Source organism: Emcibacter sp. SYSU 3D8, assembly GCF_039655875.1.
GTDB lineage: Bacteria > Pseudomonadota > Alphaproteobacteria > SMXS01 > SMXS01 > RI-34.
On the sequence record NZ_JBBYXK010000001.1, the window covers coordinates 264,000 to 279,633 of the forward strand.

Annotated in this window: 17 protein-coding genes; 6 read left to right on the forward strand and 11 right to left on the reverse strand. The window is 63.4% G+C overall.

Features of this window, described 5'->3' with window-relative positions; genetic code table 11:
* The first annotated feature begins 7 nt into the window (after positions 1 to 7).
* On the forward strand, positions 8 to 1,360 hold the full coding sequence (der, locus tag WJU21_RS01350) for a ribosome biogenesis GTPase Der (protein ID WP_346321581.1): 1,353 nt from the start codon (positions 8 to 10) through the stop codon (positions 1,358 to 1,360).
* Between the two features lie 147 nt (positions 1,361 to 1,507).
* Here der and WJU21_RS01355 read toward each other — a convergent pair whose 3' ends face one another.
* The 10 genes from WJU21_RS01355 to rpsF form a co-directional block, all read right to left on the reverse strand.
* The gene (locus tag WJU21_RS01355; RefSeq protein ID WP_346321582.1) at positions 1,508 to 2,224 is read right to left on the reverse strand and encodes an SDR family NAD(P)-dependent oxidoreductase; all 717 of its coding nucleotides are present in this window, start codon (positions 2,222 to 2,224) and stop codon (positions 1,508 to 1,510) included.
* Positions 2,221 to 3,675: an amidophosphoribosyltransferase gene (gene purF, locus WJU21_RS01360; RefSeq protein ID WP_346321583.1), complete on the reverse strand. Its 1,455-nt coding sequence runs from the start codon at positions 3,673 to 3,675 to the stop codon at positions 2,221 to 2,223. The genes WJU21_RS01355 and purF overlap by 4 nt, the downstream gene beginning before the upstream one ends.
* 100 nt (positions 3,676 to 3,775) lie before the next feature.
* Positions 3,776 to 4,342 (reverse strand): CvpA family protein, encoded by a 567-nt coding sequence (locus tag WJU21_RS01365; RefSeq protein ID WP_346321584.1) that lies wholly within the window; start codon positions 4,340 to 4,342, stop codon positions 3,776 to 3,778.
* 6 nt (positions 4,343 to 4,348) lie between these two features.
* Positions 4,349 to 5,701: a DNA repair protein RadA gene (gene radA / locus WJU21_RS01370; RefSeq protein ID WP_346321585.1), complete on the reverse strand. Its 1,353-nt coding sequence runs from the start codon at positions 5,699 to 5,701 to the stop codon at positions 4,349 to 4,351.
* Positions 5,701 to 6,474 (reverse strand): ATP-binding cassette domain-containing protein, encoded by a 774-nt coding sequence (locus WJU21_RS01375; protein WP_346321586.1) that lies wholly within the window; start codon positions 6,472 to 6,474, stop codon positions 5,701 to 5,703. The genes radA and WJU21_RS01375 overlap by 1 nt, the downstream gene beginning before the upstream one ends.
* Entirely contained in the window at positions 6,474 to 7,256 is a 783-nt protein-coding gene (locus tag WJU21_RS01380; RefSeq protein ID WP_346322431.1) for an ABC transporter permease, read from the reverse strand. The genes WJU21_RS01375 and WJU21_RS01380 overlap by 1 nt, the downstream gene beginning before the upstream one ends.
* Entirely contained in the window at positions 7,256 to 8,755 is a 1,500-nt protein-coding gene (locus WJU21_RS01385) for a replicative DNA helicase (RefSeq protein ID WP_346321587.1), read from the reverse strand. The genes WJU21_RS01380 and WJU21_RS01385 overlap by 1 nt, the downstream gene beginning before the upstream one ends.
* Before the next feature lie 363 nt (positions 8,756 to 9,118).
* Complete coding sequence (rplI, locus tag WJU21_RS01390) at positions 9,119 to 9,688, reverse strand: 50S ribosomal protein L9 (protein WP_346321588.1); 570 nt, start codon at positions 9,686 to 9,688, stop codon at positions 9,119 to 9,121.
* 9 nt (positions 9,689 to 9,697) lie between these two features.
* Entirely contained in the window at positions 9,698 to 9,949 is a 252-nt protein-coding gene (rpsR, locus tag WJU21_RS01395; RefSeq protein ID WP_346321589.1) for a 30S ribosomal protein S18, read from the reverse strand.
* The gene (rpsF, locus tag WJU21_RS01400) at positions 9,949 to 10,314 is read right to left on the reverse strand and encodes a 30S ribosomal protein S6 (protein ID WP_346321590.1); all 366 of its coding nucleotides are present in this window, start codon (positions 10,312 to 10,314) and stop codon (positions 9,949 to 9,951) included. Before rpsF ends, rpsR begins: the two co-directional genes overlap by 1 nt.
* Positions 10,315 to 10,529: 215 nt before the next feature.
* On the opposite strand from rpsF, the gene fabD reads away from it, so the two are divergent.
* The 5 genes from fabD to mltG all read left to right on the forward strand — a co-directional run bounded on the left by fabD (position 10,530) and on the right by mltG (position 14,936).
* A complete protein-coding gene (fabD, locus tag WJU21_RS01405; RefSeq protein ID WP_346321591.1) occupies positions 10,530 to 11,471 on the forward strand; it encodes an ACP S-malonyltransferase in 942 nt (313 codons plus the stop codon).
* A 9-nt stretch (positions 11,472 to 11,480) separates the two neighbouring features.
* Positions 11,481 to 12,218 carry a 3-oxoacyl-[acyl-carrier-protein] reductase gene (fabG, locus tag WJU21_RS01410; RefSeq protein ID WP_346321592.1) on the forward strand — a complete coding sequence of 246 codons (738 nt, stop codon included), beginning with the start codon at positions 11,481 to 11,483 and terminating at the stop codon, positions 12,216 to 12,218.
* Positions 12,219 to 12,347: 129 nt separating this feature from the next.
* Entirely contained in the window at positions 12,348 to 12,581 is a 234-nt protein-coding gene (locus WJU21_RS01415) for an acyl carrier protein (RefSeq protein ID WP_346321593.1), read from the forward strand.
* 33 nt (positions 12,582 to 12,614) lie between these two features.
* Positions 12,615 to 13,880, forward strand: a complete 1,266-nt coding sequence (gene fabF / locus WJU21_RS01420) for a beta-ketoacyl-ACP synthase II (RefSeq protein ID WP_346322432.1) — start codon at positions 12,615 to 12,617, stop codon at positions 13,878 to 13,880.
* 99 nt (positions 13,881 to 13,979) lie between these two features.
* Positions 13,980 to 14,936: an endolytic transglycosylase MltG gene (gene mltG, locus WJU21_RS01425; RefSeq protein WP_346321594.1), complete on the forward strand. Its 957-nt coding sequence runs from the start codon at positions 13,980 to 13,982 to the stop codon at positions 14,934 to 14,936.
* Positions 14,937 to 14,942: 6 nt separating this feature from the next.
* On the opposite strand, the gene WJU21_RS01430 is transcribed toward mltG, so the two are convergent.
* Positions 14,943 to 15,413, reverse strand: coding sequence for a J domain-containing protein (locus WJU21_RS01430; protein ID WP_346321595.1), 471 nt, complete (start codon positions 15,411 to 15,413; stop codon positions 14,943 to 14,945).
* Positions 15,414 to 15,634 lie beyond the last annotated feature (221 nt).

Sequence of the window (15,634 nt, forward strand, 5' to 3'; positions counted from 1 at the left end):
TGACGAGATGTCCTTCACCGCAGCAATCATCGGCCGGCCGAATGTCGGAAAATCTACACTTTTCAATCGTTTAACCGGTCGGCGTCTGGCGCTTGTCGACGACCGGCCCGGCGTCACCCGCGACCGCCGCGAGGCGGATGCGCGCATCGCCGGCCTCGAGTTCAAGCTGATCGACACGGCCGGTCTTGAGGACGTCAACGACGACTCCATGGAAGCGCGCATGCGCCATCAGACCGAACTCGCGGTCGAGTCCGCCGACGTGGTGATGTTCATGATCGATGCCCGCGCCGGCATCACGCCGCTCGACGAACATTTTGCCCAGTGGCTGCGCGAGACCGGCAAGCCGGTCGTCGTGGTCGCCAACAAGTCGGAGGGGTCGGCGGGCGAGAGCGGTTATCTCGAAGCATTCGGCCTCGGCCTTGGCACGCCGGTGCAAATCTCGGCCGAGCATGGCCAGGGAATGGGTGAACTCTATGATGCGCTTTCCGATCACGCCGAGATCATCATCCCCAACGAGGACGACGAGGACGGTGTAGAGCACGAGGACGGCGTTCTGCATCTCGCCATCATCGGCCGCCCGAATGCCGGCAAGTCGACCCTGATCAACACGCTGATCGGCGAGGAACGGCTGTTGGCCGGGCCGGAAGCCGGATTGACGCGGGATTCGATTTCGGTCGAATGGGAATACGACGGCAAGCGGATCAAATTGTTCGACACCGCCGGCATGCGCCGCAAGGCGCGGGTCATCGACAAGCTCGAGCGGATGTCGGTGGCTGACGGCCTGCGAGCCGTGAAATTCGCCCAGATCGTGGTGCTTCTGGTCGATGCCACATCACCGCTCGATCGTCAGGACCGTGTCCTTGCCAATCTGGTGGCCCGCGAGGGCAGGGCGCTGGTCGTCGCGCTCAACAAGTGGGATCTGGTGGAGAACAAGAAAGACGTTCTCAAGGAAGTCGAGGACATGCTCGATCTGGACATGCCCGAAATCCGCGGGGTGCAGTTGGTGCAATTCTCGGCATTGACCGGGCGCGGCCTCGACAAGCTGATGCCGGCGGTGATGAAGGCCTATGAGGCATGGGACAGCCGCATCTCGACGGCGCGGCTCAACCGTTGGCTCGACGCCTCGACCCAGGCCCATCCGCCGCCAGCACCGGCGGGACGCCGCCTCAAGCTGCGCTACATGACCCAGGTAAAGGCTCGTCCACCTACGTTCGTCTGCTTCTGTTCGCGTCCCGACGAGGTGCCGGAATCCTATATCCGCTACATGCAGAACGGCTTGCGCGATACATTCGACATGTGGGGAACGCCCATCCGAATCAGGTTAAAGAAGTCGGATAACCCATTCGCCGATAAAGATTAGTCTGCGCTGCAGATTCGGGGAGATGTCGTCTTGCCGGTCTGGCGCAGCAATCTGGGGCAGTCACAGGCAGGGTCTCGCCGTGACCGGTCCGGCGATCTGCGGCCTCACGACCCGCCAATGCCGGGACGGTGTCCAAGCAAGCGCGGGTTAACGCATTTCCCGCCAGTTCACCAACTCGCCCTGGCTCGTCCAGTCGGGCGACACCATGCGCACGATAGCCGGCGCGATGTCGGCAGGTTGGGGCAGGGCGTCCGGATTCTCACCGGGCATGGCCTTGGCGCGCATGGCCGTGCGGGTTGCCCCCGGGTTCAGCAGATTGACCCTGACCTCGGTGTCGTCCAGTTCGTCGGCATAGGTGCGGACCATCATCTCGACCGCCGCCTTGCTGACGGCGTAGGCGCCCCAGTAAGCGCGCGGCGTGTGGCCGACGGTGGATGTGAGAAACAGGGCGCGGCCCGCGGGCGCGACGCGAAGCAAAGGGTCGAAGGCGCGGATGAGCCGCCAGTTGGCCGTCAGGTTCACGGCCATGACCTCGTCCCAGACCTTGGGCGAGATGTGATTCATCGGCGCCAGTTCACCCAGGATGCCGGCATTGCCGACCAGGATGTCGAGCCTGCCCCAGCGCTCATGAATCGCGCCGCCGGCCCGGTCGATCAGGTCGCCCTGCTTCAGGTCGAGCGGGGTCAGTGTCGCCGATCCGCCGGCGGCCTGGATTTCGTCGTCCAGTTCCTCAAGGCCACCGATGGTGCGGGCGACAGCGATGACATGTGCCCCGGCCCTAGCCAGCGCGAGCGCCGCCTGATAGCCGATACCGCGGGAGGCGCCGGTAACGAGCGCGATCTTTCCGGACAGTGGCTGGGTCATGCTTCGGCGAGGAGCGACAACTGGGATTGCTGCCCGCCATCATGGTCGACCAGCCGAATCGGATAATCGCCGGAGAAGCAGGCGTCGCAATATTGCGGCTGAACCTCGTTACGTCCGGTCTCGCCGACAGCGCGGTAAAGACCATCCATGGACAGGAACGCCAGGGAATCGACGCCGATCAGCCGCGCCATCTCTTCATGGGTCATCCGCGCCGCCAACAGCTTGTGCCGTTCGGGCGTATCGACGCCATAGAAGCAGGAATGGGTCGTCGGCGGGCTGGCGATGCGCATATGCACCTCTCGAGCGCCAGCGCTGCGGATCATTTCCACGATCTTGATCGACGTGGTCCCGCGCACGATGCTGTCGTCCACGAGAATGACGCGCTGGCCGGCGATCTGGGCCTTGTTGGCGTTGTGCTTGAGGCGCACGCCCAGATGGCGGATCGAATCCGTCGGCTCGATAAAGGTTCGCCCCACATAGTGGTTGCGGATGATGCCCAACTCGAACGGAATGCCGGATTCCTGGGAATACCCTAGCGCCGAAGGCGTGCCCGAATCCGGCACCGGAATCACCAGGTCGGCATCGACCGGCATCTCTCGCGACAATTCCGCGCCGATCCGCTTGCGTATCTCGTAGACGCTGCCGGTGCGGGTCAGGGTGTCCGGCCTGGAGAAATAGATATTCTCGAAAATGCACGGCCGCGCCTTCTGCTTCGGGAAGGGATGCAGGCTCTGGATGCCATTTTCTGTAAAGACGATCATCTCGCCCGGTTCGATCTCGCGCACATACTTGGCGCCGATGATATCGAACGCGACCGATTCCGATGCCAGCACCGGAACGCCTCCCTCCATCTCGCCCAGCACCAGGGGCCGGATACCGAGCGGATCGCGGATACCGATCATCTTCTTCTGGGTCAGCATCACCAGTGAATAGGCGCCCTCGATCTGGCGCAGCGCATCGACCACGCGGTCGACCAGACGCGGCTGCTGGCTCAGCGCCACCAGATGGATGATCACCTCGGTGTCCGAACTGGCCTGGAAAATGGCGCCCTTGCTGACCAGCATGCGCCGCAGCGTCATGGCATTGGTGATGTTGCCGTTGTGGGCGATCGCGAAACCGCCGCCCGACAATTCGGCGAACAGCGGCTGGACATTACGCAGCACGGTGCCGCCCGACGTGGAATACCGATTATGGCCAATGGCCGAGTCACCGGGGAGGGACGCGATGACGCTTTCCGAACTCAGCGTGTCGCCAACCAGGCCCAGCGCGCGCTCGGAATGGAACTGTTTGCCGTCATAGCTCACGACACCGGCCGCTTCCTGGCCCCTGTGCTGCAACGCATGCAGGCCCAGCACAGTCAGCGCTGCGGAATCCGGATGGCCGTAGATGCCAAAGACGCCGCACTCTTCATGCAGCTTGTCGTCGTCGAATGGATTGGTGGATACCGTCACTTCGGCCCTGACTCCGCCGGTTGCGTCACTAGCAGGTTCGGTATCTGCTGTTGTCGGGGTGTATATCCCGATTCACGGATCATGTCAGTTCCCGAATGCACTACAGCTCCTTCGTTCCGTGATGGGAGTCTTGCCGTTTTGCCTTGGCGTCCGGCCGCATGTGTTTCGGCACGAGGCGTTCCAGCGCAGCCGAACCGGCCCTTACATGGGGCATAAGCCGCGAAGTTTCCACCCATTTGGGAGGATCCGTTTCCTGCTCGCCTTCGCTCCCATAGAGCCCCATGACGTGAACGGTCGCGATATGGACCAGCGCGACCACAACGCCGCCCCGCAGAATGCCGAAAACCACGCCGAGCATGCGGTTCGCCGGTCCGAGCATGCTGGCGCGCTTGGTATTGCGCGACAGGAAGCCGGCAATGATCAGCAGCGCCACGAGCACGATCACGAACAGTCCGGCCCCGGCGACGATGCCAGCCCACAATGGATCGTCGATCCAGCGGTTCATCAGCTCCCTGGCTGGTTCGTAGAGCGTCAGCGCGATCCAGCCCGCACCGATCCATGCCGCCAGCGACAGCAACTCGCGGACCAGTCCCCGGAACATGCCGATGATTGCCGACAGGCCGACCACGGCGACAATGATGAGATCAAGGGTGTTGATGCTTTCCATGATCGTTCAGACAACAAACAGATCGTTGACGGCCTGCAGCTTCTCCAGTTCTGTCAGACGCAGGCTGGTCTTGGCGGTCTTCGACGAATTTGGCAGCCAGGCGTGGAAAAAGCCGAGCTTTTCCGCTTCCTTGAGCCGCGCGTCGGTCTGTGCCACCGGCCGAACCTCGCCCGCCAGGCTGATTTCTCCGAAGATCACGGTCTCGGCGGGGACGGGAACATCGGTCAATGAGGATATCAGCGCCGCCGCCACCGCCAGGTCGGCCGCCGGTTCGCTGACGCGCAGCCCGCCGGCCACATTGAGATACACGTCCTGGCCGCCGAACCCCAGGCCGCAGCGGGCGTCGAGCACCGCCATCACCATGGCCAGCCGTCCGGTGTCCCAGCCCACCACCGCGCGGCGCGGCGTGGCCAGTGGCGACGGCGCGACCAGCGCCTGAATCTCGACCAGCACAGGCCGTGTGCCTTCGATGCCGGCAAAGACCGCCGCGCCACTCACCGGCTCGCGGCGGTTTGTCAGGAACAGCGCCGACGGATTGGGTACTTCCGCCAGGCCCTTGTCGGTCATCTCGAATACGCCGATCTCGTCCGTACCGCCGTACCGGTTCTTCACCGCCCGCAAGATGCGGAACTGGTGACCGCGCTCGCCCTCGAAATAGAGCACCGTGTCGACCATGTGCTCGAGCACGCGCGGCCCGGCGATCTGGCCATCCTTGGTGACATGCCCCACCAGGACGACCGTGCACTGGCGCCGTTTGGCGAACCGTATCAACTCCTGAGCGCAGGCGCGCACCTGGCTGACCGAACCCGGCGCCGATTCCACATTGTCGGCGAACAGGGTCTGGATTGAGTCGATGACCACCATCTGCGGCCGGCGCTGTTCCAGCGTGGCCATGACGTTCCGCAGGCTGGTTTCCGAACCCAGCTCGAGCGGCGAATCCGACAGCCCCAGCCGCGCGGCGCGGGAGCGGATCTGTGCGGCCGCTTCCTCGCCCGAAATATAGACGCAGGCCACGTTCCGGCGGGCGAGCAGGGCGGCCGCCTGCAGCAGGATGGTCGACTTGCCGATGCCGGGATCACCGCCCACCAGCAACGCCGATCCGGGCACGAGACCGCCGCCGCACGCCCGGTCGAACTCGGCGATGCCGGTGGCCATCCGCGGCGCCTGCTCGGTCTCGCCGGTCAAGCCGGTCAGTTCGATGACATTGCCCTTGCCGATGGTCAGCCCGCGCGGGATCGGATCGGCGCCGATTTCCTGCACGATGGTGTTCCACTCGTTGCAGCCGTCGCACTTGCCCTGCCATTTGCGGTAGAACGTGCCGCAATTCTGGCAGACGAAATTTTCCGCGGCCTTCGCCACTATGTTCTCCGCACGGTCATGGTGATCGGACCCTCGGCGCGGCCGTGGATGAACTGCTCCACATAGGGATTGCCGGAATTATCGACGTCGGCGGCGGGCCCGATCCAGATGATTCTGCCGCCGTGCAGCATGCCGATCCGGTCGGCGATCTTGCGCGCGCTGGCCATGTCGTGGGTGATGGTCAGCGCCGTGGCGCCAAGGTCGCGAACCCGCTCGATGATCAGATTGTTGATGACATCGGCCATGATCGGATCGAGACCGGCGGTCGGCTCGTCGAAGAAGATGATCTCCGGGTTGGTGGCGATGGCGCGGGCCAGCGCCACGCGCTTTTGCATGCCGCCGGACAATTCGGCGGGACGCAGGTCGCCAACTTCGGGGGCGAGACCGACCTTGGCGAGAATTTCCACGGCCTGGGCGCGCGCTTCCTGTTTGCGCATCCGGTGTGCCGCGATCAAGCCGAACGAGACGTTGCGCCACACGCGCAGGCTGTCGAACAGGGCGCCGCCCTGGAACAGCATGCCGAAACGGCGCAGCAACTGCTCCCGCTCCCGTCCATGGATATGGGTGATGTCCTGGCCATCGAGCAGGATGCGGCCGCTGTCGGGCTGGATCAGGCCAAGGATGCACTTCAGCATCACCGACTTGCCGGTGCCGGACCCGCCCATGATGACCACGGACTCGCCGGCATAGACATCGAGGTCGATGCCATCCAGAACGACCTTGCTCCCGAACCGCTTGCGCACGTCCTGCAGGCTGAGCTTGGGACTATCCATCAGTCTGTGAACACAATCGACGTGATCGCGTAGTTGGCTGCCAGTATCAGGATCGACGCGGACACCACGGCGTTGGTGGTCGCGCGGCCGACGCCCTGGGCGCCGCCGCGGCTGTTGAAGCCCTGGTAACACCCCATCAGCGCAATGATGAAGCCGAATACGGCGGCCTTGATCAGCCCCGAGATGACGTCCCACCATTCCAGGAAATCCAGCGAGCGCTGCAGGTAACCCACCGAATTGTACCCGAGCGAGGCCGTGGCCAGCAGCCATCCGCCCATCACGCCGATCACATCGCCGATCAGCACAAGAAGGGGCAGCATCAGTGTCGCCGCAAGCACGCGCGGCGCGATGAGATACCGGAACGGGTTGGTCGCAAGGGTCGACAGGGCGTCTATCTGCTCGGTCACCCGCATGGTGCCCAGTTCAGCCGCCATGGCGGCGGCTACCCGCCCGGCCACCATCAGGCTGGCGATGACGGGCCCAAGCTCGCGGGTGATGCCGAAAACGACGATGGTCGGCACCGTCGATTCGGCGTTGAACCTGCCGGTGCCGATATAGATCTGCTGCGCCAGCACCGCGCCGGTGAACAAGGCGGTCAGCCCGACGACCGGCAGCGAATAGAACCCTACGGACAGCAGTTGCCGGCCCAGATTGGCGAAATAGAAGGGCGGGGTGAACACGGCAACAATCGCCTGCGCGGCAAAAATGCACAGCCGCCCGACATCCGCGAGGAACTCCAGCGTGGCGCGTCCGACATTGGCGACGGGATTGTTGACTGTGATCAAAATGTGCGGTCCGGCAAGTGGTCCATCTCGGCGAGATCGCCGAACTTGGTGGTTTCCTTGGCGAAGTGCAAGCGCGCGACGCCGGTCGGCCCGTGGCGCTGCTTGCCGATAATCACCTCGGCGACACCGCGGATGCGCTCACCGCGCTCCAGCCATTCCTGGTGGGCCGGGGTGCCCATCTCGGGCTGCTTGCGTTCGTGGTAGTACTCGTCGCGGTACACGAACATCACCACGTCGGCGTCCTGCTCGATCGAGCCGGATTCGCGTAGATCCGCAAGCTGGGGGCGCTTGTCCTCGCGCTGCTCGACCGATCGGCTGAGCTGCGACAGCGCCAGTACGGGAACATCGAGCGTCTTTGCCAGAGCCTTGAGCCCGCGGGTGATTTCGGAAACCTCCTGAACCCGGTTCTCGGAGCGGGACTGGCCCGATGGCCGCGCCAGCTGCAGATAATCGATCACCACCATGCCAAGATTGTGCTGCCGCTTCAGCCGCCGGGCGCGGGACATGACGCCCGCGATGGACAGGGCCGGCGTGTCGTCGATGAACAGCGGGATGTCTTCGATTTCCTGCGACGCCCGCACCAGGGCGCGAAACTGGTCTGACGTCATGTCGCCGCGCCGCAGCTTCTCCGAGGGAATTTCCGCCTGCTCCGACAGCATGCGGGAGGCAAGCTGCTCCGCCGACATTTCCAGCGAGAAGAAGCCCACCACCGCGCCGCCGCCCTTGCTCGGGTCTTCGCCCTCGACCTTCGATCGCTGCCAGCGCCTTGCCGCATTGAAGGCGATATTGGTGGCCAGCGCCGTCTTGCCCATGGACGGGCGGCCGGCGAGGATGATCAGGTCCGACCTGTGCAGCCCACCGAGCAGATCGTCCATGGCGCGCATGCCGGTGGACACGCCGGTCAGCTTGCCCTCGCGCTTGTGCGCGGCCTCGATGTTCTCGATCGCAACGCTCAACGACCGGGAGAACGGTTTGAAGCCCTCCTCGGCCTGGCCGCTCTCGGCCAGATTGAACAGCTTCTGCTCCACATGCTCGATCTGGTGAATGGCGGGGTTCTCGGTATCGCCGTTGGTGGCGTTCTCGACCGTTTCCTCGCCGATCAGGATCAATTGGCGCCGCAACGACAGATCGTAGATGGTCCGGCCATATTCCTCGGCGTGGAGCAGGGACGTGCCTGCGGCGGCAAGCCGGGCCAGATATTGCGGGCCGCCCACTTCCTTCAGCCCGGCATCCGCCTCCAGATAGGTCTTCAGCGTTGCCGGAATGGCCAGTTGGCCACGCTCGATCAACCGCATGGCGGTCGCGTAAATTCGCTGGTGGAGCGGGTCGAAAAAATGATCGGCCGTCAGGAAGGACACCCGGTTGGCGGCATCGTTGTTCACAAGGATCGCGCCCAGCAACGCCTGCTCGACTTCCAGGTTATGCGGCAGGCCGACAAATCCCTCGGGCGAGTCGAGCTGGGCGAGGTGGGCGGTTTCCTGGAATCCTGGCGGCACGGGGCGGTTTCCTTGGAGCGGAGAATCGAAGCGGGCGATTGAGCCCGATTATGACGGCCGGGTCATTAGAACATCCTAGGAACATTGATTTCATCCACAAGGACTTTATCCACAGCTGTGGAAAAACGGGGACATCTTGTCCCGTTGCCTGGCCCCGATTCACCTGACGGCCCGGCGATGACGCGAGAGCGTTTCAGGCGCCTTCGACGATGCGGCTGCGCCGATGACCCGCAAACCTGCGCGGTACAGCGCCCGGCCCAAAAAGAAAGGCGGCTTGCGCCGCCCTTCGGGAGTTTCCTCAGTGTTTTTATTGTTTGTTTATTATTGGTTAGACGATGGTTCAAGTCGTCTTCCCTAAACCTTCTATTCCTCTTCGGCCGGCTCTTCCTCGGACAGCTCTTCGGTGGCGTGCTGTGCGAGTTCTTCGTTCTCGAAGACTTCCTCGGCGCTGACGGCTTCGAGCTTGCGCTCCATGTTTTCGGCATCGGCCTCGGAACGGGCGACGACGACGGCAACGGTAACGGCCACTTCCGGGTGCAGGAACACGCGGATTTCATGCCGGCCGGTGGTCTTGATCGGACGATCCAGATCAACCTGGCTGCGCTCGACCGTGTAACCGGCTTCCTGCAGCGCATCGGCAATGTCACGAGGACTGACCGAGCCATACAGGTGGTCGCTCTCGCCCGCCTGACGCAGCAGGACGACGCGGGCGCCTTCCATCTTGACCGCGACAGCTTCGGCATCCGTGCGCCGTTCGAGGTTCGAGGCCTCGAGCTGGGCACGACGTTCCTTGAAGGACTCGAGGTTCTGGGAGGTGGCGCGCAGCGCCTTTTTCTTCGGCAGAAGGAAATTGCGGGCGAAGCCATCCTTTACGGTGACCACATCACCCATCTGGCCGAGCTTTTCAACCCGTTCAAGCAGTACGACTTGCATCGGGCTCTCCTATTGCAGCACGTAGGGAAGCAGGGCGAGATTGCGGGCGCGCTTGATGGCGCGTGCAAGTTCACGCTGCTTCTTGGCCGAAACGGCCGTGATGCGGCTGGGGACAATCTTGCCGCGCTCGGAAACATAACGCTGCAGAAGCTTGACATCCTTGTAGTCAATCTTCGGCGCGTTCGGACCGGTGAACGGGCAGCTCTTGCGGCGGCGGAAGAACGGGCGGCGCGCGGTGCGCGGACGTGCAGTGGTCGACATTAGAAACGTCCTCCTTCGCGGCCACGGCGCTCTTCACGCTCGTCGCGGGTACGCAGAACCGGTGACGGCTCTTCGTCCAGCACTTCGACGCGGATGGTCATGGCGCGGATAACGTCCTCGTTGATCTTCTCGAGGCGTTCCATCTCGGCAACCGCGGCAGGCGGCGCGTCGATGTTCATCATGATGTAGTGGCCCTTCCGGTTCTTCTTGATCCGGTAGGCGAGGGTCCGCAGGCCCCAGTTTTCGGTCTTGGTTACCGAACCGCCATTGTTCTGGATGATCCCGGCGAACTCTTCCGCCAGGGTATCGGCCGCTTGGCTGGAAATATCCTGCCGCGCGATCAGCACGTGTTCGTAATAAGCCATATGAACTCCTTCTGGCTGTTACATTGCCTGCCGCCGTTAGGCCGCACAGGCATAGCCGGCAAGTACCGGCAAGGAGCGGTGAAGGCGCGCAATATACGGAAAAACTTTCCTCTGGCAAGCCCGGACTGCATTCTAAGCCGGGCGCTTGACACACGCAGGAGAGACGTTATCTGTGGCGCCGTTCTTGGGGACCCGCAACAACGGAACGGATTTACATGACCCGAGCTTTCACGTTTCCCGGCCAGGGCAGCCAGGCCGTCGGCATGGGCCAGGCCCTGGCCGAGGCTTCCGCCACGGCGCGTGAGGTGTTCCAGGAGGTCGATGAGGCACTGGGACAGAACCTGTCGAAGCTGATGTTCGGCGGTCCCGAGGACCAGCTTGTCCTGACCGAAAACGCCCAGCCGGCCCTGATGGCGGTAAGTGTCGCCGTGATGCGCATCCTGGCGAAGGAGGGCGGCGTGAACCTGGCCGACAAGGCGCGGTTCGTGGCCGGCCATTCGCTGGGAGAATATTCGGCGCTGGCAGCCGCAGGCAGCTTGACCCTGGCCGATACGGCCCGGTTGCTGAAGCGCCGCGGTCTGGCCATGCAGCGCGCCGTGCCGGTGGGCGTCGGCGCCATGGCGGCGCTCCTTGGCGTCGACCTGAACGTGGCCCGGGAGATCGCTGACGAGGCGGCCCAGGGGCAGGTGTGCACGGCCGCCAACGATAATGCACCGGGCCAGGTGGTGATCAGCGGCCACCGTGAGGCCATTGAGCGCGCCATCGAAATCGGCAAGGAGAAGGGCGCTCGCCGTTCCATGCTGCTGCCGGTCAGCGCGCCATTCCATTGTTCGCTGATGGCGCCGGCGGCGGAGGAAATGGCCGAGGCGCTCGCCGCCGTGGCCTTCCGGACGCCTGCCGTGCCGCTGGTCGCCAACGTCATCGCTTCACAGGTCTCGGATCCCGACGAAATCCGCCGCCTGCTGGTCGAGCAGGTTACCGGTTCGGTCCGCTGGCGCGAATGTGTCGAGTACATGGCCGCCAACGGCGTCACCGAGGTGATCGAGTTGGGCGCGGGCAAGGCGCTGACCGGCATGGCCAAGCGCATCAACAAGGACCTGACCGCCAGCGCCGCTGGAACGCCCGACGAAATCGACGCGTTGCTCAAGAATCTGTAGGAGACCGTCATGTTCGACCTTAACGGCAAATGCGCCCTGGTGACCGGCGCGAGCGGCGGCATCGGCCGCGCCATCGCCGAGGCGTTACACGCGCAGGGCTCTATTGTCGCCATCTCCGGCACCCGCGAGGCGGCGCTTCAGGAAGTCGCCGCGGCGCTGGGCGACCGCGTTCATGTCCTGCCGTGCAATCTGGGCGACGGCGCCGCCGTGGACGCACTGATCGGCCAGGCGGAAGCGGCGATGGGCCAGGTCGACGTCCTGGTGAACAATGCCGGCGTCACCCGCGACAACCTGACCATGCGCCTCAAGGACGAAGACTGGGACACGGTGATCGATGTCAATCTGAAGGCGGCGTTCAAATTGTCGCGCGGCGTGCTGCGCGGCATGATGAAGCGCCGGTTCGGCCGCATCATTTCGATCTCGTCGGTGGTCGGTGTTACCGGCAATCCGGGACAGGCCAACTACGCGGCCTCGAAAGCGGGGCTGATCGGCATGTCGAAATCGCTGGCGCAGGAAGTGGCGAGCCGCAATATCACGGTAAATGCCGTGGCGCCCGGTTTCATCGCGACGGCAATGACCGATGCGATCGCGGGCCCGGCACGCGAGACGCTGATCGGCCGGATCCCGGCCGGCCGGATGGGTTCGGGACCGGATGTGGCCGCTGCGGTGGTCTATCTGGCGTCGGATGAAGCAGGCTATGTGACAGGTCAAACCCTGCATGTGAATGGCGGCATGGCGATGATCTGAGGTTGCTGGCCAAGGTCGAGGATTTATGATACGACACGGCAACCAAGGGTAACCTGCAGGGTAAATTCTGCCAAAATCTTTGGCAGCAAGTTCAACGGTTTAACGACAAACCTTCAAGGGAATACTGAAATGAGCGACGTTGCCGAACGCGTGAAAAAGGTCGTGGTCGAACATCTGGGCGTGGACGAGGACAAGGTCACCGAAAGCGCAAGCTTCATCGACGATCTGGGCGCGGACAGCCTTGATACGGTCGAGCTGGTAATGGCGTTCGAGGAAGAGTTCGGCATCGAGATACCGGACGACGCGGCCGAGAAGATTTTGACCGTGAAGGATGCGGTCGATTTCATCGAGCAGGCCAGCTAAACCCTATTCGGGATCAATGGAACAGGCAGGGTGATGCGTCGAGTAGTGGTTACAGGCCTGGGGCTGGTTACGCCTTTGGGCGCCGGTATCGAAATTCCGTGGCGTCGGCTGATCGAAGGTCAGTCGGGTGCACGGGCCATCACCAAGTTCGACACGACGGACTACGTGGCGAAAATCGCCTGCGATGTCCCGATCGGCGACGGTACCGATGGTTCCTTCAATCCGGACCAGTGGATGGAGCCGAAGGAGCAACGCAAGGTTGATGATTTCATCCTGTTCGGCGTTGCCGCCGCCGATATCGCGCTTGAGGATGCGGGCTGGCACCCGACCGACGAGAACGAGCGCGTGCGCACGGGCTGCATGATCGGCTCGGGCATCGGTGGTCTGCCGGGCATCGAGGAAGCCGTCACGACGCTGAACGAGAAGGGCCCGCGCCGGGTCAGTCCGTTCTTCATCTCGGGGCGCCTGATCAATCTGGTTTCCGGCCAGATTCAGATCAAGCACGGCTTCAAGGGACCGAACCACGCGGTGGTCACTGCCTGTTCGTCGGGCGCCCACGCCATCGGCGATGCCGCCCGGCTGATCATGCTGGATGACGCCGACGTGATGGTGGCCGGCGGCGCGGAAGCGGCGATCTGCCCCATCGGCATCGCCGGCTTCAGCCAGGCCAAGGCGCTGTCGACCCAGTTCAACGATGCGCCATCCAAGGCGTCGCGTCCCTACGACAAGGACCGTGACGGTTTCGTCATGGGTGAGGGCGCAGGCATCGTCGTACTGGAAGAGCTTGAACATGCGAAGGCCCGCGGCGCCAAGATCTATGGCGAAATCGTCGGCTACGGCATGTCGGGCGATGCCTATCACATCACCGCACCGTCGCCTTCCGGCGACGGCGCCTACCGTGCCATGCAGGCGGCGTTGAAGCGTTCGGGCCTCGGCCTGGACGAAATCGATTACATCAATGCGCACGGTACATCGACGCCACTGGGTGACGAGATCGAGCTCGGCGCGGTGCGCCGCCTGTTCGGCGCAGCGACCAGCGGGCTGTCCATGTCCTCGACGAAATCGTCGATCGGCCATCTGCTCGGCGCCGCCGGCGCGGTGGAGGCGATCTTCTGTCTGCTCGCCATGCGCGACCAGATCGTGCCGCCGACGCTCAACCTGGATAATCCGTCCGAAAACTGCATGGATATGGACCTGGTGCCGCACGTGGCAAAGCAGCGGCAGGTGCGCGCCGTGATGTCCAATTCGTTTGGCTTCGGCGGCACCAACGCCAGCGTGATCTTCAAGCAGTTCGACTGACGGCGGCCCATGGCGGACGAACCGACGACCGCTTCAGAGCCTCTTCAGACACCGCCTGAACCCGCCGGGAAACCATCGCGACGGTGGCGCCTCCTGGCCGTGGCGGTAGCCGTGGCCGCTTTCGTGGCGGTAACCGGCGCCGGCATCTTCGGCCTGTGGTCGTACTATGCGGCTACGGGCCCTGCGCAAGAGACCACCGTTGTCATTCCCAAGGGAGCGGGTGTGCGCGGGACCGCGTCGGTGCTGGACGCGGCCGGTGTCATCGACAACCGGAAACTGTTCCTCATCGCCACCAAGATCACCGGTGCCGACCGCATGCTGAAGGCAGGTGAATATCGGATACCGGCATCGTCCAGCATGCGACAGGTCCTGGATCTGCTCCGCTCGGGCAAGACCGTGGTGCGCCGCTTCACCGTCGCCGAGGGTCTCAGTGTCCGGCAGGTCGACGCGTTGATTCGCGCCGAGCCGGCGCTGGAAGGCGATCCGGGCCCGGTGCCGCCGGAAGGCAGCCTGCTGCCCGAGACCTATCATTTCACCCTGGGAGACAATCGCCAGACGATCATTGCCCGCATGCGCGCGGCCATGGACTCGAACCTGGCGGTGCTGTGGGACAAGCGGGCGCCCGACCTGCCGCTGAAGACACCGCAGCAGGCGCTGATCCTCGCGTCAATCGTCGAGAAGGAAACCGGCGTACCGGCCGAGCGGCCGCGCATCGCCGGCGTGTTCATCAACAGGCTCCGCGCCGGCATGCCGTTGCAGTCCGATCCGACGATCGTCTATGGGATCAAGCGCGGCGAACCATTGGGCCGGCCGATCTTGCTGTCTGAATTGCAGGGCATAACGCCTTACAACACCTATACTTTTGTTGGCCTGCCGCCGACGCCCATCTCCAATCCGGGACTGGATTCGCTCAAGGCCGTGATGAATCCCATGGAAACCTCAGACCTCTATTTCGTCGCCGATGGCAGCGGCGGACATGCCTTCTCCAGCACCTACGCCGAACACCAGCGCAACGTGCAGCGCTGGCGCAGCTTGGAGCGGCAGGGCGTCCGCTAGGAAGCCTCAGGCGACGCTGCTGATGTGGTTGGGCTTGATCTGGTCCATCACCTCATTGAGACGGCTGGCAATCCTGTCCAGCAATTCCAGCGCCGCCTCGGGCGGATTGCGGTGCGCGTAGCGGTCCGGATGACACAGCACCATCTGCTGACGATAGGCGCGCTGGATGGTTTCCCAACTGTCGGCCCGGCTGACATTCAGCACAACATACGGGTCCGGATGGTGAAAATGACGGGTCACGTTACAGATCTCGTAGACTCGCATGATCGATGTCTTGGCATGGATCATGCGCTCGCCGTCGACCACCTCGAACGGCAGGAATGTCCGCTGGTCATTCAGCACATCCGAGATTCGCTCGCTATGACCGGCATGAAAGAAGCCGAAAAGACACTCACCCGAGGTGAGTTGCAGGACAACGAGGACCCGCTGCTTCTCGACGTGCTTGTGGTTCTGCATGCTTTCTCTATCCAGGATCATGGCGTGTCCTTCCGGCATGAACAACGGGATCGGCAGCATAGAGCTGCCGTGGTGTGCCGGCCCATGGATGCATTGGAATACTCGAGAGCGGCGTCCCTGCGGCGTCTCGCTCTTTAAGATCAAATTCGAATAAAATATATGGCAATTTTATTTGTTGGTTGGCTTTATGTTTTAAGTGACTTCCTCTGTCGTATCGGAACACCACCAACCCATCGTCTCCA

Coding starts and splice junctions, on each gene's coding strand:
- WJU21_RS01415 (WP_346321593.1), top strand. CDS start 12,348: ATGAGCGACGTTGCCGAACGCGTGAAAAAGGTCGTGGTCGAACATCTG.
- rpsF (WP_346321590.1), bottom strand. CDS start 10,314: ATGGCTTATTACGAACACGTGCTGATCGCGCGGCAGGATATTTCCAGC.
- fabG (WP_346321592.1), top strand. CDS start 11,481: ATGTTCGACCTTAACGGCAAATGCGCCCTGGTGACCGGCGCGAGCGGC.
- fabD (WP_346321591.1), top strand. CDS start 10,530: ATGACCCGAGCTTTCACGTTTCCCGGCCAGGGCAGCCAGGCCGTCGGC.
- WJU21_RS01430 (WP_346321595.1), bottom strand. CDS start 15,413: ATGATCCTGGATAGAGAAAGCATGCAGAACCACAAGCACGTCGAGAAG.
- rplI (WP_346321588.1), bottom strand. CDS start 9,688: ATGCAAGTCGTACTGCTTGAACGGGTTGAAAAGCTCGGCCAGATGGGT.
- WJU21_RS01355 (WP_346321582.1), bottom strand. CDS start 2,224: ATGACCCAGCCACTGTCCGGAAAGATCGCGCTCGTTACCGGCGCCTCC.
- WJU21_RS01365 (WP_346321584.1), bottom strand. CDS start 4,342: ATGGAAAGCATCAACACCCTTGATCTCATCATTGTCGCCGTGGTCGGC.
- rpsR (WP_346321589.1), bottom strand. CDS start 9,949: ATGTCGACCACTGCACGTCCGCGCACCGCGCGCCGCCCGTTCTTCCGC.
- WJU21_RS01375 (WP_346321586.1), bottom strand. CDS start 6,474: ATGGATAGTCCCAAGCTCAGCCTGCAGGACGTGCGCAAGCGGTTCGGG.
- der (WP_346321581.1), top strand. CDS start 8: ATGTCCTTCACCGCAGCAATCATCGGCCGGCCGAATGTCGGAAAATCT.
- fabF (WP_346322432.1), top strand. CDS start 12,615: ATGCGTCGAGTAGTGGTTACAGGCCTGGGGCTGGTTACGCCTTTGGGC.